The sequence below is a fragment of the Paenibacillus sp. MB22_1 genome (assembly GCF_047200555.1).
Classification (GTDB): domain Bacteria; phylum Bacillota; class Bacilli; order Paenibacillales; family Paenibacillaceae; genus Fontibacillus; species Fontibacillus phoenicis.
Window position 1 is genome coordinate 2,125,677 of the sequence record NZ_JBLADV010000002.1, and the last position, 22,976, is coordinate 2,148,652.

The 22,976-nt window shown below is 51.7% G+C and carries 21 protein-coding genes; 14 read left to right on the plus strand and 7 right to left on the minus strand.

Annotated features, from left to right (window positions below):
* Positions 1-13: 13 nt before the first annotated feature.
* The 3 genes from ACL02P_RS21505 to ACL02P_RS21515 are packed head-to-tail and all read right to left on the minus strand — an operon-like array spanning position 14 to position 3,581.
* Positions 14-2,137, minus strand: coding sequence for a CotH kinase family protein (locus ACL02P_RS21505; protein ID WP_198032051.1), 2,124 nt, complete (start codon positions 2,135-2,137; stop codon positions 14-16).
* A 22-nt stretch (positions 2,138-2,159) separates the two neighbouring features.
* Entirely contained in the window at positions 2,160-2,864 is a 705-nt protein-coding gene (locus ACL02P_RS21510; protein ID WP_028539949.1) for a DUF4956 domain-containing protein, read from the minus strand.
* Positions 2,865-2,867: 3 nt separating this feature from the next.
* Positions 2,868-3,581, minus strand: a complete 714-nt coding sequence (locus ACL02P_RS21515) for a polyphosphate polymerase domain-containing protein (protein WP_028539950.1) — start codon at positions 3,579-3,581, stop codon at positions 2,868-2,870.
* Positions 3,582-3,789: 208 nt separating this feature from the next.
* On the opposite strand from ACL02P_RS21515, the gene ACL02P_RS21520 reads away from it, so the two are divergent.
* Positions 3,790-5,025 (plus strand): purple acid phosphatase family protein, encoded by a 1,236-nt coding sequence (locus tag ACL02P_RS21520; RefSeq protein ID WP_412838050.1) that lies wholly within the window; start codon positions 3,790-3,792, stop codon positions 5,023-5,025.
* A 471-nt stretch (positions 5,026-5,496) separates the two neighbouring features.
* On the opposite strand, the gene ACL02P_RS21525 is transcribed toward ACL02P_RS21520, so the two are convergent.
* Entirely contained in the window at positions 5,497-6,690 is a 1,194-nt protein-coding gene (locus tag ACL02P_RS21525) for a transposase (protein WP_412837532.1), read from the minus strand.
* Between the two features lie 301 nt (positions 6,691-6,991).
* Between ACL02P_RS21525 and ACL02P_RS21530 the strand changes: the two genes are divergently transcribed.
* Positions 6,992-7,444 carry a hypothetical protein gene (locus tag ACL02P_RS21530; protein WP_009224430.1) on the plus strand — a complete coding sequence of 151 codons (453 nt, stop codon included), beginning with the start codon at positions 6,992-6,994 and terminating at the stop codon, positions 7,442-7,444.
* 650 nt (positions 7,445-8,094) lie between these two features.
* On the plus strand, positions 8,095-9,339 hold the full coding sequence (locus ACL02P_RS21535) for an IS110 family transposase (protein WP_090728280.1): 1,245 nt from the start codon (positions 8,095-8,097) through the stop codon (positions 9,337-9,339).
* Between the two features lie 733 nt (positions 9,340-10,072).
* Here the strand turns inward: ACL02P_RS21535 and ACL02P_RS21540 are convergent.
* On the minus strand, positions 10,073-11,851 hold the full coding sequence (locus ACL02P_RS21540) for a SulP family inorganic anion transporter (protein ID WP_412838051.1): 1,779 nt from the start codon (positions 11,849-11,851) through the stop codon (positions 10,073-10,075).
* Between the two features lie 102 nt (positions 11,852-11,953).
* A complete protein-coding gene (locus ACL02P_RS21545) occupies positions 11,954-12,283 on the minus strand; it encodes an ArsR/SmtB family transcription factor (protein WP_009224433.1) in 330 nt (109 codons plus the stop codon).
* 347 nt (positions 12,284-12,630) lie between these two features.
* Between ACL02P_RS21545 and ACL02P_RS21550 the strand changes: the two genes are divergently transcribed.
* The 3 genes from ACL02P_RS21550 (at position 12,631) to ACL02P_RS21560 (ending at position 14,915) form a co-directional block, all read left to right on the plus strand.
* Positions 12,631-13,692, plus strand: coding sequence for an ABC transporter ATP-binding protein (locus ACL02P_RS21550; protein ID WP_412838052.1), 1,062 nt, complete (start codon positions 12,631-12,633; stop codon positions 13,690-13,692).
* 43 nt (positions 13,693-13,735) lie between these two features.
* Entirely contained in the window at positions 13,736-14,071 is a 336-nt protein-coding gene (locus ACL02P_RS21555) for an antibiotic biosynthesis monooxygenase (RefSeq protein WP_009224435.1), read from the plus strand.
* An 88-nt stretch (positions 14,072-14,159) separates the two neighbouring features.
* The gene (locus tag ACL02P_RS21560) at positions 14,160-14,915 is read left to right on the plus strand and encodes an exodeoxyribonuclease III (RefSeq protein ID WP_009224436.1); all 756 of its coding nucleotides are present in this window, start codon (positions 14,160-14,162) and stop codon (positions 14,913-14,915) included.
* A gap of 107 nt (positions 14,916-15,022) precedes the next feature.
* Here the strand turns inward: ACL02P_RS21560 and ACL02P_RS21565 are convergent, their stop codons facing one another.
* Positions 15,023-15,775, minus strand: coding sequence for a stalk domain-containing protein (locus tag ACL02P_RS21565; RefSeq protein WP_028539955.1), 753 nt, complete (start codon positions 15,773-15,775; stop codon positions 15,023-15,025).
* A gap of 226 nt (positions 15,776-16,001) precedes the next feature.
* Between ACL02P_RS21565 and ACL02P_RS21570 the strand changes: the two genes are divergently transcribed.
* The 8 genes from ACL02P_RS21570 to ACL02P_RS21605 all read left to right on the plus strand — a co-directional run bounded on the left by ACL02P_RS21570 (position 16,002) and on the right by ACL02P_RS21605 (position 22,958).
* Entirely contained in the window at positions 16,002-16,733 is a 732-nt protein-coding gene (locus ACL02P_RS21570; protein WP_028539956.1) for an ABC transporter ATP-binding protein, read from the plus strand.
* Complete coding sequence (locus tag ACL02P_RS21575) at positions 16,730-17,782, plus strand: ABC transporter permease (RefSeq protein ID WP_028539957.1); 1,053 nt, start codon at positions 16,730-16,732, stop codon at positions 17,780-17,782. The genes ACL02P_RS21570 and ACL02P_RS21575 overlap by 4 nt, the downstream gene beginning before the upstream one ends.
* A gap of 50 nt (positions 17,783-17,832) precedes the next feature.
* A complete protein-coding gene (locus tag ACL02P_RS21580; RefSeq protein ID WP_009224440.1) occupies positions 17,833-18,501 on the plus strand; it encodes a TetR/AcrR family transcriptional regulator in 669 nt (222 codons plus the stop codon).
* Between the two features lie 215 nt (positions 18,502-18,716).
* Positions 18,717-18,962, plus strand: a complete 246-nt coding sequence (locus tag ACL02P_RS21585) for a hypothetical protein (RefSeq protein ID WP_009224441.1) — start codon at positions 18,717-18,719, stop codon at positions 18,960-18,962.
* A 47-nt stretch (positions 18,963-19,009) separates the two neighbouring features.
* Positions 19,010-19,837 (plus strand): molybdopterin-dependent oxidoreductase, encoded by an 828-nt coding sequence (locus ACL02P_RS21590; protein WP_412838053.1) that lies wholly within the window; start codon positions 19,010-19,012, stop codon positions 19,835-19,837.
* 333 nt (positions 19,838-20,170) lie between these two features.
* Positions 20,171-20,629, plus strand: coding sequence for a flavodoxin (locus tag ACL02P_RS21595; RefSeq protein ID WP_009224443.1), 459 nt, complete (start codon positions 20,171-20,173; stop codon positions 20,627-20,629).
* Positions 20,626-21,402, plus strand: a complete 777-nt coding sequence (locus ACL02P_RS21600) for a hypothetical protein (RefSeq protein WP_412838054.1) — start codon at positions 20,626-20,628, stop codon at positions 21,400-21,402. The genes ACL02P_RS21595 and ACL02P_RS21600 overlap by 4 nt, the downstream gene beginning before the upstream one ends.
* A gap of 146 nt (positions 21,403-21,548) precedes the next feature.
* A complete protein-coding gene (locus ACL02P_RS21605; RefSeq protein WP_323079236.1) occupies positions 21,549-22,958 on the plus strand; it encodes a dGTP triphosphohydrolase in 1,410 nt (469 codons plus the stop codon).
* Positions 22,959-22,976: the final 18 nt, after the last annotated feature.

The window sequence follows — 22,976 nt, forward strand, 5'->3', positions numbered from 1 at the left end:
CTTTTGCAGTTTTCTATAGCCGTTTCCGGCGGAAGAAAGCGACGAAGCCTGCAGCGGCTAGGAGCACCAGCAAGGAGATGCCGGTGATCAGCGCTTCGCTGCTGCTGCCAGCTTGTTGGCCATTTGGCCCGAAGCCGCGGCCGCCGCCCGGGAAATCGCCGCCGCGGAAGCCGCCCGCAGGGCGAGCTTCGCCCGCGCCGCCGGCGGCATCGCCAAGCTCACCGGCGTCGCCCGGGAACCCTTCCGGAGGCTGCATGCCATCCGGAAGGGCCGGCAGGCTGCCGGCCTCGCCTTCGGCGCCAGGCGCACCCGGTGCGCCCTGCGGCAACTGCGCCTGGGCGTCGCCGCTGGCGGCGCCGTCCGCCGCGGCGGCTGGCGCGCCCGCTTGCGTCGCTTGCGCCGGGTCGCCCATGGCGCCGTTACCGCCGGCTTGCGGCGGTTGCCCGCCTTGGCCGGCGGGAGCGCCATCGCCGCCCTGCGCGCTGCCCGCTGCGCCGTTGGTCGGCGTGCTTGGCTCCGCGACTGCGCCGGCTTGGGTCTCGCTCTGGCCTTGCGCTGCAGTGCGGCCCGTACGCCCGCCGCCGAAGCCGCCGCCCATGCCGCCAAAGCCGCCGCCGCTGCCCGATCCATCGCCGGACGAGGCGATGGTACCGTCGAGCTGCTGCTGGATATTCTCGATCTGACTAGCATTGGTACTGATCAGTTGGGGCACAGCTTGCTCGTATTCTTCATAGGTGTAAAAGGCCGTTGGATCGGCTTTTACATAAGACGAGATCATTTCCGACAACTCCGTGACGCGGGCGGAGAATTTGTCATTCTCCAGGAAGTTGTCGATCGCTGACTGAAGGATATCATGGTACTGGACCTTGTATTCATCTACTGCCAGCAGCTTGGCCACCAGCGGCCGATCTGCTACGGCGCCTTGCGTTGGTTCGTCGATCAGCAGATTGCTCCGACCCGAACTACCGCCGCCTGGAGCCGCCGCACCGCCTTGAGCGTCCGCGCCAGCGCCAGCTTGCGGCTGCCCGCGGGCAGCACCAGCGTCATCGCCACCGGTTGCACCGTCTTGCGCACCGCCATCGGCCGCCCCGGTCGCACCGGCTGCACCGCCAGCGCCATCCGCTCCGCCGCCTGCGCCGCCGTTCGCGCCGCGGCCGAATCCGCCGCCGCCCCGGCCCATACCGCCAAAGGCCATGTTGTAATCCCAAGGCAGGATGGAGAAGACGCCGTCGTCCTCGTACAAATAATAGTTCTGCTTATTGGCGCCGATGTAGCTGTCCATATTGTTCGTGAGCGTGTTTAGCGCAATGTAGCCCAGCGCGTCCGGCACATTGATGTATTTTTCATAGTTGCTGCCGTTATTCAGTTCATCCAGCATCTTGATCAGGATATCGCCGTTCGACGACTTCGACTTCTGCACCAATCCGGTATACGCCGACAGATCATCGCCCAGCCAAGTCAAATCGCTGCCGCTGCCGGTCATTTCCCCTTTGTACAACGCCCCGTAGGCATTGCCAAAGTTACGCTCCAGATAGGCGTCGCCGATTTGCTCCACCGCCAGGTAGAACCCCCAGAGCTCGCCGTTAATATAGACGTTCACGTAAGAGTGCTTTGGCGTTGGCAAGCCCATCTGCTCGGATAGCTCATAGGTCAGAAACTCCCGCATGTACGTAGCGTCACTGTAGTTGTTGTTCAGGTTGATTTTTTGAATACCTTCCAAGGTTTGATTCACATATTCGTCAAAAGACAACTTAAAGCTGTACCGATCGGAATCGCTCATTTGCACCACGCTGCGCAAGCTCAAATTGCCTTTGGTACGGATGCCGACATTGTCAAAATGGTGACCGTTGTAATCCACCGACGCGGTTTTGAATTCCTCGGCGCTGGCATTGTCCAGCATGTCTTGGAAATCCGCCTCGTCGATGGTGATTTTCACGTCAACCACCCGGTCCTTGGGGAACACCTCTTCATCCAGCTTTTTCTCCTCCGCAGAGACCGTTCGCTTCCCGGCAGCCCCCGTCTGACTGTTCGTCACGGAGGATCCCCCGGAATTCATGGTGGCCTCGCAGGCAATCAGGCCAACCAACAGCAGCCCGACGCACGTCCACAGCAAAAGCCGGGTCCCTTTGCGCATCATTCTCTTCCACCTCCGGGTTCCGTTAAGACACGTAGTCGCCGTTATAGCTGATCAACACGGCATTTTTGACGCCGCCCAGCGCGGTAATTTGGTTCACAAAATTGCCTTCCTGATCGCGCAAGCGAACCTCTAGCGTCATTTCAATGTTGCCTGCGGTTACGGTTTTTTGCTTCACGTTGTAGCGTTTGACCAGCTGCCCGATTTGCGAATGAACGAGCTTCTCGCTCTCATCGCTCTCACAGTTCACAACCAGCAGATAAGGGGTTTCCAAGGAACTGCTCTTGATGAACAGGAACAGGATGAGGCCAATCACCGCCGAACCGATGGCGGCCAGCGCATAAAACCCGGCGCCTGCGACGATCCCGGCTGCGGCTGCCCAGAACAGGAAGATCAGATCGGTTGGATCCTTGATCGGCGTACGGAAGCGGACGATCGACAGGGCACCAACCATACCGAGGGACAGCACCAGGTTGGAGTTAACGGCGATAATCACCATCGCAGTGACCATTGTCATGCCGATGAGCGAGACGTTAAAGCTCTTCGAGTACAGCACCCCGCTGAATACCCGTTTGTACAAAATGTAAATGAACAGTCCGATCAGGAACGAAACGCCTAACGTAATGATGATTTTGCTGATGCTGATGTCTGAAGTGAAATTGTCGAGAATGGAATTTTTCACGATATCGCTAAAATTCGTTGTTGTCGTTGCAGTATTTGTTGCATTCATCAATCAATAATCCTCCCATGCGTTGGTCTTCAAATATTTGCGGCAAATGACGTATTTGGATGCCGATTGCTGTCTGAGCCCCTCTAACTGCAGAGCGGCCTGCAGATATTCCGGAATGTACTCGTCGTATTTGACCTCGAGAATGATGAGCTTGTCATCGTTGGCCGAAACGGGCCGTAAATCCGGGTCAAACAAATTGACGGCATGGAGTCCGGTCCGCAGCTCCTTATCAAACGTGATCCGCACATTGCCGTTCGGGCAAACAAACGGTTCGCGGACATAATCGACGATCACCTGCGGCGCCAAGAGTCGCTGCTTCATCTCAAGGTAAAGCTCATACAACAGCGGCTTTTCCGGCACGTTCAGCACTTCAATATTTCCGGCCAGGATGGCATCCACCGTCTCCCGGGTCAACCGTTCTTTGAGCTTGGCGATATAGTCGCCTTTTTTGATTTTTTTCTCAAACTGAATCAGGTCGTCCCGCCCGTTATAAATGCGAATCCGGTATTTACGGCGGTCACGGATGCCCCCCAATTTGTCGTGCAAGGCGGAGTTGTCGATGTCGTCGAAATACAGGCTGCGAATATGGTATTCACCGTCCTGTCCCGCATGTTCGTCATGGCGGGCTAATCCCCGTAACCGTTGCCGAAGGATATAATACTGGTGGCGGTTGATCATAAATTTCAGCTCGTGGCGATACTTCAGTTTCTGGTTCAAGTTCAAGTTGCACCTCTTTTCTCGGGAACCTTATGTGTGATGTCATTTATCCTATCAAGGCTCCCTGATTGTCCACTTAACGCAAACTGAAAATCAACTGAAAGTTTTAACACTGCGTTGACAAATGTGAAATCCTGTAAGTCGGAAAGTTGACAGGGGGCTCCCCCGCGCATTATCTTGAGGGAAATTCACGAAGGAGTTTTTTTATATGAAAGGTCGGAGTCAGATGGTTTGGCTGGGGATAGTGGTAGTTGTGTTGCTGCTTGGCATCGTCGTCTTTGGCTGGCAAAAAAAACAACAGGCTGGCGTATCCGCCGTCCCGAAACCCCAATCGATCGTGATGACGATCGGCGGGGATGCGCGGACGACGATGGCGTTCACCTGGCAGACTGAAGGGGCGTCCGGGGAGCCTGGGATTTTGCAGATCGCGGAGGGGGCGGAGCCCGATCCTTCCTGGAACGAGGCAGAGGTGCTCAGCTTCAAAGCGAAGGCGTCCGTGATGGAGGACGGGGGCAAAGGGCAGACAGTGTACAAGGTGTTAGCCGCCGGCCTTCGTCCGGGAACGACGTATGTCTACCGCGTGGGAAATGGACAGGAAGACGGCTGGAGCGAGCCGGTCAGCTTTGTGACAGAACCTGAGGAACCTCAGGCGTTTACCTTCATTAACGTCACGGATTCGCAAGGCGAGAAGGCTGCGGATTTCCGGCTTTGGGCGCGCACGTTGGACAAAGCGTTTCAAGCATTCCCGGAAGCCCGCTTCATCGTGCACAACGGGGATATGACAGAGAATCCGGACGATGCGCAGGGCTGGAAATGGCTGTTTGGACAAGCCGCCCAATGGCTTACCCGCGTGCCGCTGATGCCGGTGGCGGGCAATCATGATGAAATTTCCGGGGACGCTTCGGCGTTTACGTCGCATTTTCTTGTGCCGGAGAATGGGGCGGAGGGAGCTACGCCGGGGACTACGTATTCTTTTGATTATGGATTTGCTCATATCGTTGTGCTCAATACGGAGTCCAAAATCAAAAGGCAGACGGAATGGCTCAGAGAGGATTTGCGCAAGAACACCAAGCCTTGGACAATCGTGGCGATTCATCGGCCTGCTTACGGTGGCAATCAGTACGACAAAATCGAGGATTGGATTCCGGTGTTCGATGAGTTTGGCGTGGATCTGGTGCTGCAGGGGCACAACCATGAATATTCCCGCTCCTATCCGATCAGGGATGGACAAATCGCCCAAGACGGCAAAGGGACCGTCTATGTCGTCTCCAACACCTCCGGTCCCAAATTTAACGATTTAAAAAAAGATAAGTTCTACCATGCCGTACACACCCAACCCAACAAGCAGACGTTTGCCGGGATCACCGTAAGCGAGCACACCTTGGTGTACATCGCGTATACCGTGAACGGCCGCAGGTTGGATGAGTTTACCTTGGAGCGGTAAAGGGTGAGCCCTCGACTTACGTGCACAATAACTGAGTGGCTATTGGTAAAGGATCAGTTTTAGTACCGGAAGAGCTTGACGATCAGGAGGAGGGAGCATATTATGGATTTAAACAATCCTTTTCTTGGAAACTTTAGGAGTAGGTACCAATAATTCTTTTATTTAAGGTGACTGTTCACTTGATTATCGTTGACTTTAGAGAAGCTAATCACTCCCTTCAAGTTTGATTAAATAAAAAAATTTGTTTTTAAGATCATCGGCATTTAGCTGTAAGAGATTACACAGATGAGGATCGAAACGAAAATATTAGTGGAAATTAAGAATTTGTTAGTAAGTTTGAGTGTTTTGCATAATTCCGTTTCAGAGAAGAAGCGATAGCATATTCACTGTCGTTAAGGGGTAATTTTCGAAAATGGTATTATATGGATGAAGAAAAGGGCAGACTTGCAGAATTTTAGAACAGCTCGTTTTTTAAGCGGCAGCCCGTTTTGAATGATGAGAAACGGCGAGCGCAGATGCAAGCAGAACAATGGCATTCAAATACTGGTGAGTTGTGACTTTCTGAATGCCCCGGACATGTGCGGCGTCTGCCGTCAAATAGGTTTTCAATCGGGAGTTGCAGCGTTCTACGCTGGTTCGTTCATTGTAAAGTTCCTTCCAACGCTTTGTATCCCGATGAGGGATGCTGTATCGCCGGAGATCATCCTTCGCATTTACTTTGACGACCATTCCATAGTTTGAAGACGAGCAGGCAGCCATGCCAAGCGGACAGTCGACTTTACCCGTGGCATGCGGGCAGCGAAATTTATGCATATCGCCGTCAACTCCCCAGTATGTCATCGCATAACCCATGGAACAGCACGGTGTTCCGTTCGAGGTCATGCCAGCAGGCGGTTCCTTCTCCCCCCGAAGATTAAGGGGAATGATGGCTTGTGCCTTGACGTTGCGGGCGGCCTCATAAACTTTCATTTGGTCGTAGCCCGCATCGAGTATGAAAAATCGTGTGCTCGTCCTGGACGCTGTTTTCTCGATCAGGCCCGGCGCCATTTCTCCATCATTGACATGCGCCGGCGTTACTTCCAAGGCGATCGGCAATTCACTTTTCGTATCGACCGCCAGATGAATTTTGTAACCAAACCATGTGATTTTATTGCCGAAGGAATCAATTTTTGCGCCCCAGTTCGCATTACCCGTTTGCTCGCTTTTGCGTTTGGGCTGCTTTTTCTCGTAAGCGCGGAGAGCGGCGCTGTCTATGGCGACGTTACTGCCTTCTATGATACCTTCCTGCTGACAGCGTGTGACCAAATCCTCAAAAAGCCGTTTTGCCAAGTCCTTTCTCGTCAGTTCTGAGAAAACTCGGCTTAATGTGGATATGGAAGGAGCTTCTCGATCCAGCCGAAGACCACACTGATAACGAAACCGGAGATCCGTATCCAAACGCTTATGCAACCCTGAAAAGGTACTTATTCCTTCAAGCGGCGCAGCCAAGAGTGCTCGTAGAATACCTTGTCTGCAGTATCCCTCAGCGCCTCGGGGTGAACGGCTTCTCAGTTCCTTGGCATACGGTCTCAGATCGAGAGAGCTGAAGAAGATCGGCAATCTCTCCTTGGGTTGAATTTTTAAAAGTTCTTCGAAGGAAAACAGACATTCTTGGAGAATATACAAAGTGACTTCCTCCATCCTTGAGGTTTTTGGGTTTAGTCACTTGAAAACTTCTCCAAGTTGGGGTGAAGTCCCTTTTTTATGTCCGAAAATCCTTACGGCTCAAGGCCTCAGATTACTGCAAAACGCTCAAGTTTAATTAGGATAAATTTTAATTTTCAAAGTAGTAGTAAAAAATCTGAAACTGGCTCCTGCTGTAAAACAGAAGGAGCCAGTTCATAGAGTATCCTAAAGTTTGAAGAATGATTGGAGTTTTAATGTACTAAAATGAAAAGTTTATATGGAGAAGATGAGGTGATGTTCTATGAAACGTTATAAATACATTGCAATTGGAATAATTTTAATTTTATTAGTTGCCGGTACATTGATTTTTTTAAACCATTCAAAAAATACTACATTTAACGAGATTGTGATGAAAGATATAAATACTGATGAAATAAGCTCATTACAAGTCATTAGTCGATTATATAACTCTGCAGATGAAGATGAACGATCTATAACTGACAAAAATGAAATCAATAAAATTGTAGATTATTTTTCACAGCTTGAGCTAAAGAGAACGAATTTATCAAATATTAGTTACACAGAGTCCTACTGGATAACTATAAAAGTCAACAGGGAGCTAGCGTTTGGTTTAATCCTTTATGATAACCATTACATCAATATTTTTGAGTATAACAGGGGCAGATCTTCATATTACAAAATAACAAGCAAGGTTGATCCACCGGTCGTTATTCAGGAATTATTTAAAAAGTAAGTTTTCCGGAGTATAAAAAAAGCAACCCTTCTACTAAAAAAAGGTTGCTTTTTTTGATAAATATTACAGAATTTGACATCCCCCACTTTTTGAATGAACTCGAGTTACTACGCCGTTACCTGTGATGAAACGAACGCCAGCCGTTTCGTACTCAATAAAAGGAAAGTTAACTTCCAGTAAATCAAAGTTTGGATTATCAACCAAAAAGTCTTCGAGGTATCCTAAATGCCAATATCCATCGTATACCATCTCTCGTATAGTATCTTTTGAAAGCTCTTTTCTTTCAGCTTCCAGCCCCGTAGGGGCTGGAGAGATTCCTTGAAATTTTCCAGCAAATCGTTCTTTGAAAATTGAATGGGGACTGGACTTTCTGGAATGTCTCTGGACAATGGAACTTAGGGTCCATTCGGGGAAATTCGTATCCCTCCTGTAGCCACGTCTACATTAAAAGTCTGTTTCTCCGGTACACGTCTGAACTTCTTACCCGCTGGCTGTTCCCTTCGGCAACCCATGCCCGGCTATAGCAGTGCCGGGGCAGCTCATGGACTGAAGTGTGTTCTCATAGGCGAGGGTGATTGATCTGCGTGTGCGCCGGAGGCATCCCGGAGCGTCCATTCCCTGAATCCCTCAACAGAAAGGAGGAACTCCATTTGAAGTTATTTGTCGGTATTGACGTCAGCTCACAAGAACTGGAAGCGTGCTTTATGAATCCCGACGGAGACAAGCTGGAAACGCTCACCGTCAAGAATAATCTCGACGGCGCTTCTCATCTGAGAGATCGCATCGTCGCTGTAGCGGACAAGCATTCGTCTTCCGAGATTCACATTGGCCTTGAAGCGACTTCGGTCTACAGCTGGCATCCTGCCATGTTCATGCATGAGGATCCGGCGCTCAAAGCCCGTAAAGCCAAAGTGTTCACCATCAACCCGAAGCTGGTCAGCAAATTCAGAGAAGCCTACCCGGATATGGACAAGACCGACCGTCTTGATGCCTGGGTGATTGCGGATCGCTTGCGCTTTGGACGATTGACCACCACCATCGTCATGCAAGAGCAATATGTTGCGCTCCAGCGCCTCACGCGCATGCGATTCCACCTGATCCACAACCTGGCGCGTGAGAAGCAATATTTTTTGCAGAACCTGTTCTACAAGTGCAACGCCTTTACGACCGAAGTAGACAGCTCGGTATTCGGTCACGCGCTCATGGAGATGCTCTCCGAGAAGTACAGCCTTGACGACATTGCCACGATGGATGTCGCCGAATTGGCCGACTATTTAAGGGACAAGGGACGCAATCGCTTCCCTGATCCGGAGAACGTCGCACGCTGCATTCAGAAGGCTGCCAGAGCCTCTTATCGACTTTCCAAAGTGGTTGAGGACTCCATCGACCTGGTGCTTGGCACATCCATTCAAGTGATTCGAAGCATCCAGGCACAGCTCAAAGATTTGGACAAAGCCATAGAGCGCATTCTCGAAGGCCTGCCTGAATCCAAATGCTTGCGCTCCATCCCTGGGATTGACCGGGTGTATGCCGCCGGTATCCTCGCGGAGATTGGAGACATCGATCGCTTCAGTGATCAAGCGGCTGTGGCCAAGTATGCCGGCCTTTCCTGGCGTAAACATCAGTCTGGCCCTTTTGAAGCCGAAGATACCAAACGCATTAAATCCGGCAACCGATTCCTTCGCTATTACCTGGTTGAAGCTGCCAACTCGGTGAAAAACCGCGATGAGGAATTCGGTGAGTATTACCGGAAGAAGTACAAAGAAGTTCCTAAGCACCAACACAAACGCGCCCTCGTCTTAACGGCAAGAAAACTTGTGCGTCTGGTCGATGTGCTGCTACGCAACGGCCAACTCTATACGCCACGGAAGAAGGTAACGACTGCGAAGGATTGACGCCCCCTTTGCCAAAGTCCTTACTCATTCCCAGTAAAAATCTGGAATTATCCTTGATTTGGGCTGGGATTAGTTTGATATTGTCATTTTTCTAGACTCAAAGCACTTTTCACATAGAAAATTTCCAATTTACTCGAATCTAGGACTTGACATCATACCGCTGGACTTTAAGAATCTCTTTTTCATTTGGAATAAGATCGGTTACAATGCCGAGAACGGCAGTTGCTAAGCCTACTGCTGTACTTTTGAGAAATACAAGTCCTAAGATAGTAGCTGATGCACTCAACGCATCTGCTAAAGTGCTAGAATCGGTAGGACTAACAATACCCTTGTCATAAATTTCCCTTTGCGCTCTTTCAGTTTTTCTTACACCGTCCAAACTTAAAATAACTTTAGCTGCCTACTCCTTTGTAAATGCCATAGACTAAACATCTCCTCTTCTGATTTGTCGAGAGCTAGGTACCTATTGCTTCTCAACTATAAGGGACTTTCATAGCTTCTTAAAAATATCCCTCACATCTCTTAAATTATGAAACTGTGAAAGAAATGATTGGACTATTTCATTGGGCAATAATATTGATTTTGAGAACTAGATATAGAATAGTAATTAAACCGAATGTCATAGGGGAAATAGTTATGGAGGATCCCTTCAAAACAGCATAAAAAACCTCCCAAATAGAATGTACTACATCCTATTTGGGAGGTTTTAGCCGGATTTACAGCCCCAGCAGAGCTACACCGTAACCTTGCTTTCCCGAGCCAGCGACCCGGCGAGTTCGGTACGCTTGTGCCGCTCGTGCTCCGCCGCCCCGCACAGGGCGGCGCATTCGCGGAAAGCGAAATGCTTGCAGCCGCGGCACTTGTCGTTGTTGATTTGGCTTAAAGCGTAGGTGAGGGCTTCCCCGGTGCTTTCAAAAAAATGCTCCTCGCCAATCATGGCATAGCAACCGGCTTTGTCCATCAGCTTGCGCGGCTGCGCACGAAGGCCGGAGACGAGGACGGTGATGCCGGATTGCTTGAGCCGCTTGATCAGGGCGGCAAAATTCGCTTCGCCGGTCGTATCCATAAACGGTACCTTGCCCATTCGGATCAACACCACTCGCAGCAGTCCGCCTTCAATTTGCGAGACAAACCGATCAAACGCTTGCGAAGCGCCAAAGAACAACGGGCCGTCGATGGTGAAAATGGAAACTTGCGGGCAATCATGATCCTTGGACACGATATGCGCCCGTACCTTCTCCTTGCCGGAGGCCCAATCGGGCAGCACCTTGTCAACGGTGAGCAGGTCACTCATCCGTTTGACGAACAGCAGAACAGCCAGCACCAATCCCACCTCGACAGCTATGGTCAACGTCGTAAATACGGTCAGCAGGAACGTAACGATCAGTACGAGCGTATCGCTGGTCCGTGTCTTCAGCATGTGGACAAACGCTTTGCGCTCGCTCATGTTCCAGGCGACGACCATCAGGATCGGGGCCATGCTGGCCAGCGGGATGTTGGATGCATATGGCGCAAACAAAGCGACGATCAGCAGCACAACGACGCCATGAATGATGCCGGAAAAAGGAGACACTGCTCCGTTCTTGATATTCGTCGCCGTGCGGGCGATCGCCCCGGTCGCTGGAATGCCGCCGAACAGCGGAGCGGCCATGTTGGCGAGACCTTGCCCGATCAGCTCGCGGTTGCTGTCGTGACGGGTGCCGGTCATGCTGTCCGCTACAACGGCAGAGAGCAGCGATTCGATGCCGCCAAGCAAGGCGATGATCAGCGCTGGCTGGAGCATCGGTACGATGTTGTCCCAGGACAAGGCCAGCGGGTGGAAATCCGGCAAGCCGCCGGGAATCGCCCCGTAAGCGGAGCCGATGGTCGTCACCCGGTCGGGGAACAGCCACGTCGCAGCTAACGTAGACACGAGGATGCCAACCAGCGATCCGGGGATTTTCGGGAGAAACTTGGGCGTCAGCAGCAGGGCTGCCAGGCAGATACCTGCAGTCAGGAAGCTGTAGAAGTTAAACGTATGAAGCTGCAGGAAGATTTCCTTAATATTTTCATGAAAATATTCATGCCGCTTCATCCCGGTCAAACCAAGGAAATTCCCGATTTGCCCGCTGAAGATCGTCACCGCAATGCCGGCGGTAAACCCAATCGTGACCGGCCTCGGGATGAATTTGATCAGCGTTCCGAGCCGCAGCAGGCCCATCAACACCAGCATGATCCCGGCCAGAAAGCCGGCGATCAGGAGATTCTCATAGCCGTATTGCAGCACAATTGCGAGCAGAATCGGAATAAACGCCCCGGTAGGGCCGCCGATTTGGAATCGGGATCCGCCTAACAGCGAAATCAAGATCCCGGCGACGATCGTCGTATACAGCCCATACTCCGGCTCGACGCCGGACGCGATTGCAAAAGCCATCCCAAGCGGGAGGGCCACGATGCCAACAATACACCCCGATATCAAATCTTTGCGCAGCGTTGTCGCATTAACATTGGTGAACCTTCCACTCCACTTCATCCGTTAAACCCTTCTTTTCTTAAAAATCTGCATTTCATAGAGCAAGTACTTTCCCACAAACAAAAAAGACCCCCGCAGCCCGACGGGGAAACTTGAGGATCCTTATTTTTGTTTTCGGATCCCGCGCAGTAAGGAAATGGATTCGACCAAGTGATTGTCGAAAATTTGCCGGGCTACTGCGAGCAAATCTTTCAGCAGTGGATCTCGAAGCGAGTACACAACCGTCGTGCCTTCCTTGACGGTATTGACCAGATTTTTGGCGCGAAGAACGGCTAATTGTTGAGATACGGCAGACCCTTCCGATCCCAGGATCGATTGCAGCTCGTTGACGTTCCGTTCGCCTTCGCTCAGCACCTCCAGAATACGAATTCGCATCGGATGGGCGAGAGCTTTGAAGAATTCCGCCTTAAATTGTTGCAAGTTCGCGTCCATCGACTAAACTCCTTAAAATCATAAATTTCATATCTCTGAATCTTTGCATATTTGATATCTTAGCATAGCTGCGGCAGAGTGTATAGAGAAAGCGACGGACTTCAAATTGAAATTTACGCGAGAACTAGGGAAAACAGGAAGGCATAAGGCGAGGTTTTTCCATTTGAGATATAATAGTCAAACATGCTATATTTAATAATGATAATCATTATCACTAAGTGGCGGGGAGAATATCAACAGGTTGATTTAGTCATCCAGTTGATCCGTTTCGCTAGGTTCTGCCCTTCGTCATCTGACTATAGAGACGACTCCAATCATGGAGTGGAGAGTGAGGAATCAAACATCACATGAAACACTTATTGGAAGTAAAGGATTTGGCCATCTCGTTTCATACCCGGGAGGGGGAAGTGCAGGCCATTCGCGGCGTGAACTTCCACGTCGACCAAGGGGAGACGCTGGCCATCGTAGGTGAATCGGGCTCGGGCAAAAGCGTCACTTCCCAGGCCATCATGCAGCTAATTCCCCGGCCGCAGGGGGTGTACAAACGCGGGGAGATCTGGTTTGACGGGCAAGAGCTGACCCGCAAAACGGAGAAGCAGATGCAGCGGATTCGCGGCAAGGAGATCGGGATGATCTTCCAGGACCCGATGACCTCGCTGAACCCAACCATGAAGGTCGGGAAGCAGATTACCGAGGTGCTGCATACCCATGAGCATCTGTCCAAAGAAGCTGCGTACCAACGGGCCGTGGAGCTGCTTGGTCTGGTTGGGATCAAGTCGCCGGAGCGGCGCTTTCACCAATACCCGCATGAATTCAGCGGCGGGATGCGGCAGCGGGTGATGATCGCCATTGCGCTGGCGGCCAATCCGAAGCTGTTGATCGCCGATGAGCCAACGACGGCGCTGGACGTTACGATTCAGGCGCAGATTCTGGAGCTGATGAAAGAGCTGCAGCAGAAGATCGGCACGGCCATTATTTTTATTACGCACGACCTTGGGGTTGTAGCCAAAATGGCCGACCGCGTTGCGGTGATGTACGCCGGACAAATCGTGGAGACGGGGACGGCGGAGGAAATTTTCTATGACCCGCGCCATCCGTATACGTGGGGACTGCTGGCCTCGATGCCAAGTCTCGATGGACATGGCGGCGGGAAGCTGGCGGCGATCCCCGGCACGCCGCCGGACTTGATCCGTCCACCGCAAGGGGACGCGTTTGCACTGCGGAGCTCGTACGCGATGAAGATCGACTTCGAGCAGGAGCCGCCGCTGTATCGGGTATCCGATACCCATGCGGTGAAGTCGTGGCTGCTGCATCCGCAGGCGCCGCAGGTTATGCCGCCTGAAGCGGTGAGCCGGAAGCGCCGCTGGTTGCCAGGAACCTATGAGGTACCTGTGCTTGCGGAAGCGTAAGCGAGAAGAGAAGTGATATTTTTTTCCATAGGGAGGAACCGGAATGTTTGTTATGACAAGGACCATGGTCATTGAGAAGGGCAACAGCGACAAGGTGATTGCTAGATTTAGCCAAGAGGGCGCCATCGACCAGATGGAGGGCTTGGTGGACATCAGCGTGATGGTGAATCGAAAGAGCCAAGAGCAGGAGGAAGTGGTGGTCGTGATCCGATGGGAGTCGCAGGAAGCATGGAAGAACTGGGAAAAAAGCGACGCACACATCCAAGGCCATAAAAATAACCGCGGAAAGCAGCCGCCTTCTTACATCCTCAGCACGACGGTGAACCTGTACGATGCCCAGGTCGTGAAGAAGGGCAAAGCCTTTTTGAACGGCGTATGACGTGTTAAACTGGAACCATGATTCATAGACGAGATTGCTAGATTGGGTTTTTCGCAATTCTCGATTACATCAAGGCAAGGAGATTATCATGAAGCTGGTTTCATGGAACGTCAACGGACTGCGCGCCTGCGTGGGCAAGGGATTTTTGGACTATTTCAAAGAGGCGGATGCGGACATCTTCTGCCTTCAAGAGACGAAGCTGCAGGAAGGGCAGATCGAGCTGGACCTTGGCAGCGAATACGAGCAGTATTGGAACTATGCGGAGAAAAAAGGCTACTCCGGCACCGCTGTCTTCACGCGCATCAAACCTTTGTCCGTGCGTTATGGCATGGAGGAGGATTATGAGCCGGAGGGGCGGATTATCACGCTGGAATTCGAGCAATTTTATCTTGTTACCGTGTATACACCGAATGCGAAACGCGACCTCTCCCGTTTGGATTACCGGATGGAGTGGGAGGACCGGTTCCGCACTTACCTTACGGGCCTGGATGCGGTCAAACCGGTCATCGTTTGCGGCGACCTGAACGTCGCCCACAATCCCATAGATATCAAGAACGCCAAGTCCAATGAAGGCAACTCCGGTTATACGCTGGAAGAGCGCGGCAAAATGACCGAGCTGCTGGCCTCCGGGTTTATCGATACGTTCCGGCATTTCTACCCGGACCGCGAAGGCGTGTACAGCTGGTGGTCATATATGCCGAAAATTCGCGAGCGGAACATCGGCTGGCGGATCGACTACTTCCTCGCTTCCTCCCGGCTTGCGCCGAAGTTGCAGGATGCAGGCATCGACTGCCACATCTTGGGCAGTGATCATTGCCCAGTGTCGTTGACGGTAGAATGGTGATCGCTCACTAAAATAAAACAAAGAACGCCCTAATCTCGTACAAGCTGCGATAGAGGGGCGTTCTTTTGTTATGGAGAGACGTCACGCTCGGAACCGGAGACTGCCTTTTATTTCACTCCGTTCACTTCGGATGTGGTCCACTGAAATTGAGTGATTTTGGAATCCGTATATTTGGTTGAAGAAGAACCATCGTAATTTTGCCAGGCATTGGTCTTGAATTTGGCAAGTTCAGCTTGTTTAGCTGGCTCATTGGCGTTCTCGTAATAGTAGTATCCACATAACTTTTTCCCGGGCATGACAGCAATTGCGGATTTTGCTATAGATTCCATATGAGCACGGAGTTCAGATCTAACATCTAGAATTATCTTTTCTCGCTGTGCAGATGGGTTATCGGCTACGTCTTTTAAATTTCCGTAGAATTTCGGATCATATTTAACCTTGATACAATAATCGTAAGGGTGCAGATCGGAGTTGTTCTCCTCAATTGAAAAATAAAGGATAGTTTCACCCAGAGAAGTCGTTAATTTTGAGAAATGATTTGATAAATATTCCTCTAATTCTTTGCCAGTTAAAGCTGTCGTTGATGGGGGGCTCATTGGGGTCTGTGAGGGATCATTCGTCTTTCGTTGATTCATGGTAATTGTGTTGGTCGCAGAGTTATAGTACAGATCGACGTCCTCAAGGTGTTCCGATATCACCCTAAGCGGAACGTATGTTGTTCCATTGATCACTTTAAGATCTGCATGGATTACATTGCCGTTAATAATCAGTGTAGCGGCGGGTGCAGAAGCATATGCAGGAATAGACACAAGCATAAGAACCGTTGTGAGAATCGCTGAAATTAGAAATTTCTTTTTCATACTGCCTCCTAATTTTCACCGTGTTTTGTAACAACAGTTTATCAAGAAAAGGGGAGTACTTCCATATCATCCAGCGCTAAATCGCCGACAATCCATGACAGGAATCCAACAAAAAATGAGTGATTACTCACTTGACTATTTACTCGGCGAGGAGTATATTTGAACCATCAAGAAAATGTGAGTAAGTACTCACGTCAACAACCTGTCCCATAGAGGAGTGGTGCAGATGTCTAATCAAGAAGTTTGTATTCGAACTCAAGGAGTGACCCGCAAGTTCAACGATAAAGAGGTGCTGCACGGGATCAGCCTGGAGGTGCGGCGCAATGAGATTTTTGGACTGCTGGGGCCGTCGGGCTCTGGCAAGACAACGTTCGTGAAAATGATCGCCGGCATCGACGAAGCGACCAGCGGCGAGGTTGAGGTGCTGGGCATCCGAATGCCAAAGATCAGCATGATGAACCGCATCGGCTATATGGCTCAATCTGACGCGATGTACAACGAGCTTACGGCAAAGGAGAACCTAGAGTTTTTTGGGGCGTTATTTGGGTTAAAAGGTGTGAAAATGAAGCGGCGAATCGAAGAAGTTATGGCGCTTGTCAATTTGACGGATCATTTGAAACGTCCGGTCAGCGCTTACTCCGGCGGGATGAAACGCCGATTGTCGCTGGCGATCGCGCTTATGCATGAGCCTGAGGTGCTCATTCTCGACGAGCCTACCGTCGGGATCGACCCGGTGCTGCGCAAGTCCATTTGGGACGAATTCGAACACCTGAGCCAAAAAGGCACGACGATTCTCGTCACCACCCACGTCATGGACGAAGCCGACAAATGTCATCGGCTAGGGATGGTAAGGGACGGTAATTTGATCGCCGTAGGTACGCCGGAGGCGCTGAAACAGGAGACTGGCAGCGCGACGATTGAGGAAGCCTTTTTGCATTACGGAGGTGTTCGTGCATGAGAATCCGGGCTGTGATTGTCCGTATCGTCCGTCAGTTTATCCATGACAAAAGAACGCTGGCGTTGTTGGTCGTCGCTCCGCTTCTGGTCTTATCCTTAATGTATCTTGTGTTTAATGGAGACACCTACCAACCGAAGATTGGTACCGTGCAGCTGCCTGCTGCGATTACGGAGAAATTAACCGCTGCTGATGCGGAAGTCACCACCTACGATACCGTTGAAGCGGCCGAGGCGGCCTTGGCTGATCAAGAGATCGATGCGTTTATTCGCTTAGATCAGGGGGCGGCGCAGGTGAAGCTGGAAGGCAGCGATCCATCCAAAAACCGGGCAGTCATGCTGCTCATGCAAAAAACGCTTCAGGGGCAAGCAACTCCAGCCGGAATAACGCAAAATCCGAATGGGAACGCCGCTGCGCCGGAGTTCGAATATTTGCACGGATCTGCAGACATGTCGAGCTTCGACAGCTTTAGTCCAGTGTTAATCGGATTGTTTGCTTTCTTCTTCGTATTCCTGATCGCGGGCGTGTCTTTCCTGCGCGAACGAACAAGCGGCACGCTGGAACGGTTGCTCGCCACGCCGCTGCGCCGATGGGAAATCGTTGTCGGTTATATGGCCGGGTTCGGGATCTTCACCAGTCTGCAGGCGGTGTTGATCGCCGGGTTTACGGTGTATGCGCTTGGCAGCTTGATGGTGGGCTCCTTTGGTTACGTGCTGCTTATCATGCTGCTGCTGTCTCTCACGGCTCTGAGCTTCGGCACCTTGCTGTCGGCGTTCGCTAACACAGAGTTCCAGATGATTCAGTTCATTCCGATTGTCATCGTGCCGCAGGTGTTTTTCTCCGGATTGTTTGACCTGGAGAGCATTTCGCCTTGGCTGCGCTGGATTACCCATATCACACCGCTGAAATACGGGGCGGATGCGCTGCGCGGCATCATGATCCGCGGCGAAGGCTGGAGCGGAATCGCGTTGGATGTGTATGTGCTGGCTGGCTTGTCCTTCGTCTTTATGCTCGCTAATGTCCTCGCGTTGCGCAAGCACCGCAAAATATAGTACGCTGAACAAAGAAGCCTACGATACGAAGGGAAAGGAGAGAGGCCTCTATGTCGGAGAAGAAAGAGCAGTGGCTGGAGGACTTGATCCGGTTGACGGAAGAAGATACGGAGAAGAAGACGGAGAAGCAGATCAAAATTTTGGAGGCGGCGACGGAGATTTTTGCCGAGAAAGGGTATGCCGCCACATCCACCAGTGAAATCGCGCAAAAGGCCGGGGTAGCTGAGGGAACGATTTTCCGCCACTATAAGACGAAGAAAGATCTGCTGCTGTCTATCGCCGGACCAATTGTGATCAAGCTGGTTGCGCCGTTTCTGCTGCGGGATTTTGCCAAAATGATCGAGATGCCCTATGAGCGGGCGGAGGACTTTTTTCGCGCGCTGGCGAAGGATCGTTTCAAGTTTGTTCGGGAGAATATGCGGATTATCAAAATACTGATCCAGGAGGTCCCGTTTCAGCCGGAGCTGCTGGAGCAGGTGAAGAGTTTGGCCTCCGAGATCGTCTTTCAGCGGATCAAGCGAGTTGTTCTGCATTTTCAGGAAAAGGGGCAGCTTGTTGAAGCGCCGCCATGGCGGATCGTCAGAACCGGTGCCAGCGTCATGATTGGGATGATTCTGGTTCATGTACTCCTCGTGCCGGATTTTCCGATCGATGAAGACGAAGAAATTGAACACACGGTGGACCTGTTGATGTATGGGATTGCGGGTCGTCCCCGTTAAATCGAATTGAACCCGTTTCAGGCTTAACCTGGGACGGGTTTTCTGATTTTGTGGCGGTTTTGTAGGACTTTCGTAAGACTTTTCTAACACATTCGCAAGCGGTTTGTTCTTAGATGGTTAGCATTTTTCGCTAAGATGATGGACGAACAAAGCTAAAAATAACGAAAGGAAGAAATATTATGAAAAAATCGGATTGATTCTTATGCTGGGGGGCCATGCTGACGTTAGCCGCTTGCGGTGCCAAAAACAATGACATGAACAAAGGGAACATGATGAATGACGGGGCCAACGCCTCCACCGAGATGAACAATTCTTCCGGCAGTAACGAAATGGGGCAAGAGATGATGGGCGAAGAGATGAAAGACGGCGAAATGGGTCAGGACATGATGGGCAATGAGATGAAGGACAACGAAATGATGGTCATCCCGATTTACTGGTGCTCGATCTTTCGGCGTTGTTGAATCGGAGACGAGGGGCAGTACGTTTTGGTTCACGGTGCTTGAGGCGAATGATGGCAGGCGTTCTGAGAATATACAACAAAAATAAGGAGGAGGGGAGGTATGAAGGGAATGCTGGAGCGCCTGCGCAAAGGGTATGGCAAGAAACTTTACTGCTGGGCTGGTTTGGCTCGGGCGTGCTGCTGTGGCAGTTCAAGGCGGTGGGTCCGAGAGTGTCCAATACGGCACTGACCGTGCACGATTTATTAACCTGGATCGGTTTGCCGTACATCATTTACCACTCCTTAACCCGGACCAAATGGTTGAAGGAACCGGCCCGACGGTCGATTAAACCCGAGGCTCGCCCAGTTGGCGGCGGGGCGCAGGGACATTTTCGGGTATATACGGTCACGGACATTCCGTCTTTCTCCAACGAGAACTGGTCGTTTACGATCGACGGTCTGGTGAACAACAAGTTCAAATGGAGCTGGGAGGACTTCCTCAAGCTGAAGCGGAAGGTGCAGGTGAGTAATTTTCACTGTGTGACGGGCTGGTCGGTGTACAATAATACTTGGGAAGGCATCCCGCTGCGGGAGCTGCTCCAAAAAGCCGGCGTAAAGCCAAACGCCAAAACGGTGAAGTTCTATTCGGGGGACGGCGTCTACACCGATACCCTCACCTTGGATCAGGCGAATATGGACGATTGTATGGTCGCGGTGATGCACGACGGCAAGCCGATACCGAGCGACTTGGGTGGTCCGGTAAGACTGATCGTGCCGAAAATGTACGCCTACAAGTCGGTGAAGTGGCTGAACCGCATCGAGCTCATCGAAGGCGAGCATGTCGGATATTGGGAGCAGCGCGGCTACTCCAACGATGCGTGGGTAGGAATGAGCTGATCGCTCGTATAGTAAAAGAAGAAGCCGGATACTCCATTTAAGGGGTTCCGGCTATTATTGATGGTGTCTATCCGCTCCCTTCTTTTTGAGGATTATCCCGTTGCATCAGATAGGTAGTGTAATCCAAAACCGACGATCCCCACCAGGTCCCTTTCCACTGCAAGGCTCCCCCAGTGAACTTCCACTTCCACTCAATCCCCAGTTCTGAACGAAAGGGATAATCGTGCAAAGAGGTGTGAAGAAGATACTAGCCGCCCTATTATTGACAATGATAATCATTATCAATTATACTTCGGTTATCAAGTCATGTACTTGGAAGGAGTTGGAGAGGGAATGAGCAATATCATCATCGTCTATGCCAGCTTGACCGGGAATACGGAGGAAATGGCTGAACTAATCGCTGAAGGGATTCGCGGAACCGGAGCGGCTGTGGATCTGAAGATGGTGGAGGATTGCAACGCCATACGCTTGTTGGAATATGATGCCTGCCTGTTAGGTGCTTATACATGGGGAGACGGGGAGCTTCCCGACGAATTTGCCGATTTCGTGGATGAAATGAAGGAGCTGAATTTGGCGGGATTCCGGGCTGCCGTATTTGGCAGCGGAGATACTTCCTACCGTCTGTATTGCGCCGCCGTAGATGAATTAGAGCAGCGGCTTCGGGAAAACGGGGCGGTCATCGTCCAACCGCCGCTCAAGGTGGAATACGGCCCAAGTCCGGAGGAGAAGGTATTGTGCCGGGAGTTCGGGGCCAATTTCGCACAACGCATAGGAGCGCTGAATCAGCCATGACCAAGCAGCTTGCGGATTATGAGCTCGAAAAATGGCTGCGTTCGCTGAAGTTGGACTCGAGCGGTCCGGCAGGGGCGTGCGGCCAAACGTACAACCAAACGTACAGCCAATCGTACGGCCCAACAGGCGGCGGTTCTTGCATCTCCTGGCAGCAACGCGTGCAATACGCAGTGGGTCACGCCATCAACGATTATTTCACGCTTCTCCCGGCGGTCCGTTTACATACGCCGATCCAGGTGCTGCTGAACCGGCGTTGGCCGCGGAATCAGCGTGATTTTCCGGATCCCTTGTTCTACTGGCAGGTGTACCACCGGATGGTGTCGGAATTAACTTTCATTACGGGGACGAGGATATACGAGTATCCCTTAGCTTTATATGAGAATTGGGGAACGCACGTCGCGGGGCTGGATCTGCATTTGTCTATTATTTTTCAAGCGGTATGGCAAGAGCGGGGGAACCCGGATCGGGTGACCGTGCAGAAGTTCCTCGTGGAGGAGAATGAGAGCATCACGCAAGCTTTTATCCATCTGGTCAACGTGTTTTGGCACAGCGCATTTGGCCGTCCGCCCGGCGATATCGAAGTCTATGCGTTAATGGAGGGAAGGAGGCAGGTGATTCCCGGAGAATCGCTGGACCTGCAGGAATCACTGGATTATGTGTGGTTGTTGCAGGAGGCCTGGGAATGCGGGTGCTGTCATCGGGAGAGCGAGGAACCTGGCGCCGACATCAATCGGACCGGAGGCGGTGAACCCTGGAGGCTTGGTGTATCGTAAGAACAATAAAGCGTCTAGAGCAAAGCCCCGCGTTTGCGGGGTGATTTTTTTGTAGGGTAACAAATTTGGGGGGCGGCGCTTTATGTTCCGGCTGCGGACGGCTACAATAACAGAAAAGAGAGAACGCGACAAGGAGTGCAAGAGCCATGAATATCCACGAACTCAGGGAGCACCGCCAATACCCGGACAATATCGGACACGAAAATAACCGTGCCACCTTTGAACGCGACTATTCGCGGTTGATCCATTCCCCGACCTTCCGCCGGCTGCAGGGGAAATCGCAAGTATTTGGGGCCGGCACAGGCGATTATTATCGAACCCGGCTGACGCATTCGCTCGAGGTCGCCCAGATCGCCCGGGAAGCGGCGCGCAGCCTTCTGCGCACGTATCCGGAGCTGGCGGCCGACCGCGCCGAGCATCCAGGCTTGGTCATCGATCCGGAGGTGGTGGAATGCGCCGCTATTTGCCATGATTTTGGCCATCCGCCGTTTGGCCACAAGGGCGAAGAGGTGCTGGATCAAATATTGGAGAAGCTCATTGAGGAGAAGGTACGGACTGCCCTTAAAGGCAAACAGCCCACTCCGGAGGAAGAGCAGCAAACGAGGGCAGCATTCCGTCAGAAATATGAGCATTTTGAAGGCAACGCCCACAATTTCCGGCTGATGATGTTCCTGGAGAAGCGGGAAAACATCGACGGGTTGAACTTATCCGATGCGGTGCTGCTTGGAACAAATAAATACCCTTATCCCGGTACGATCAACAAGAAAGGGTTATATCTGCATGAATGGGAGTACATCTCCTTCATTCGCGACCGCTGGGGCATTCCCGAAGGGAAGAAGACGTTTGAGGCGCAGCTGATGGACCTTTGCGACGACATCGCTTATTCGGCCCACGATCTCGAGGATGGCATCAAGGCGGGAAAAATCGAGGTGCACGAGCATTTCCTCAAGGACTCGCACATTCAGAGACTGATCGTCGAGAAAATCATGACGTTGGAGGATGCTTGCTGGGCGGGATGGCAGCCGCAGCAAATTCAGGTCAAGGTGGCCGAGGTGCTGGACGATTTCCTGCGCATCTGGAATGTCAAAATGCCGGTGTGTGATCATGACTATTCCCGCACGCGCCGGGAGGTGAAGGCCTATTGGGTCAGCCTGTTCGTCGGCTGCCTGGGAGTTATCGATGACGGCGATTGGCAGAAGGTCACGTTCGTGAAGGACGGGCAGGAGGATAAGGATATGCTGCGGACGGTGAGCGTGCTGAAGAGCTTCGCTTGGGTGACGATGATCCGCGATTTGCGGGTCCAACGGCTGCAGAAGCGCAGCGCATGGATTATCAAGCGGCTGTGGGATGCCTTCGTGGATCCGGAGACAAGCAAGTCGATCATTCCCGGTGACTGGCTGCGCCGGTTTGACCGGGATCAGGCCAAGCCCAAACCGATCTGGACATGGGAGCATATGATCATCGATTATATTGCCGGCATGACGGACGCCTATGCAGAAAAGATCTACAACGAGCTGTACGGGCTGAAGGTGGGCACGATTTACGATATGGATTAAAAACGACGAACGGACCGG

What these genes read in the sequence shown, in the direction of transcription:
- ACL02P_RS21505 (WP_198032051.1), bottom strand. Translation starts at nt 2,137, where the DNA reads ATGATGCGCAAAGGGACCCGGCTTTTGCTGTGGACGTGCGTCGGGCTG.
- ACL02P_RS21510 (WP_028539949.1), bottom strand. Translation starts at nt 2,864, where the DNA reads ATGAATGCAACAAATACTGCAACGACAACAACGAATTTTAGCGATATC.
- ACL02P_RS21520 (WP_412838050.1), top strand. Translation starts at nt 3,790, where the DNA reads ATGAAAGGTCGGAGTCAGATGGTTTGGCTGGGGATAGTGGTAGTTGTG.
- ACL02P_RS21530 (WP_009224430.1), top strand. Translation starts at nt 6,992, where the DNA reads ATGAAACGTTATAAATACATTGCAATTGGAATAATTTTAATTTTATTA.
- ACL02P_RS21540 (WP_412838051.1), bottom strand. Translation starts at nt 11,851, where the DNA reads ATGAAGTGGAGTGGAAGGTTCACCAATGTTAATGCGACAACGCTGCGC.
- ACL02P_RS21545 (WP_009224433.1), bottom strand. Translation starts at nt 12,283, where the DNA reads ATGGACGCGAACTTGCAACAATTTAAGGCGGAATTCTTCAAAGCTCTC.
- ACL02P_RS21550 (WP_412838052.1), top strand. Translation starts at nt 12,631, where the DNA reads ATGAAACACTTATTGGAAGTAAAGGATTTGGCCATCTCGTTTCATACC.
- ACL02P_RS21555 (WP_009224435.1), top strand. Translation starts at nt 13,736, where the DNA reads ATGTTTGTTATGACAAGGACCATGGTCATTGAGAAGGGCAACAGCGAC.
- ACL02P_RS21560 (WP_009224436.1), top strand. Translation starts at nt 14,160, where the DNA reads ATGAAGCTGGTTTCATGGAACGTCAACGGACTGCGCGCCTGCGTGGGC.
- ACL02P_RS21565 (WP_028539955.1), bottom strand. Translation starts at nt 15,775, where the DNA reads ATGAAAAAGAAATTTCTAATTTCAGCGATTCTCACAACGGTTCTTATG.
- ACL02P_RS21570 (WP_028539956.1), top strand. Translation starts at nt 16,002, where the DNA reads ATGTCTAATCAAGAAGTTTGTATTCGAACTCAAGGAGTGACCCGCAAG.
- ACL02P_RS21575 (WP_028539957.1), top strand. Translation starts at nt 16,730, where the DNA reads ATGAGAATCCGGGCTGTGATTGTCCGTATCGTCCGTCAGTTTATCCAT.
- ACL02P_RS21580 (WP_009224440.1), top strand. Translation starts at nt 17,833, where the DNA reads ATGTCGGAGAAGAAAGAGCAGTGGCTGGAGGACTTGATCCGGTTGACG.
- ACL02P_RS21585 (WP_009224441.1), top strand. Translation starts at nt 18,717, where the DNA reads ATGCTGACGTTAGCCGCTTGCGGTGCCAAAAACAATGACATGAACAAA.
- ACL02P_RS21590 (WP_412838053.1), top strand. Translation starts at nt 19,010, where the DNA reads ATGATGGCAGGCGTTCTGAGAATATACAACAAAAATAAGGAGGAGGGG.
- ACL02P_RS21595 (WP_009224443.1), top strand. Translation starts at nt 20,171, where the DNA reads ATGAGCAATATCATCATCGTCTATGCCAGCTTGACCGGGAATACGGAG.
- ACL02P_RS21600 (WP_412838054.1), top strand. Translation starts at nt 20,626, where the DNA reads ATGACCAAGCAGCTTGCGGATTATGAGCTCGAAAAATGGCTGCGTTCG.
- ACL02P_RS21605 (WP_323079236.1), top strand. Translation starts at nt 21,549, where the DNA reads ATGAATATCCACGAACTCAGGGAGCACCGCCAATACCCGGACAATATC.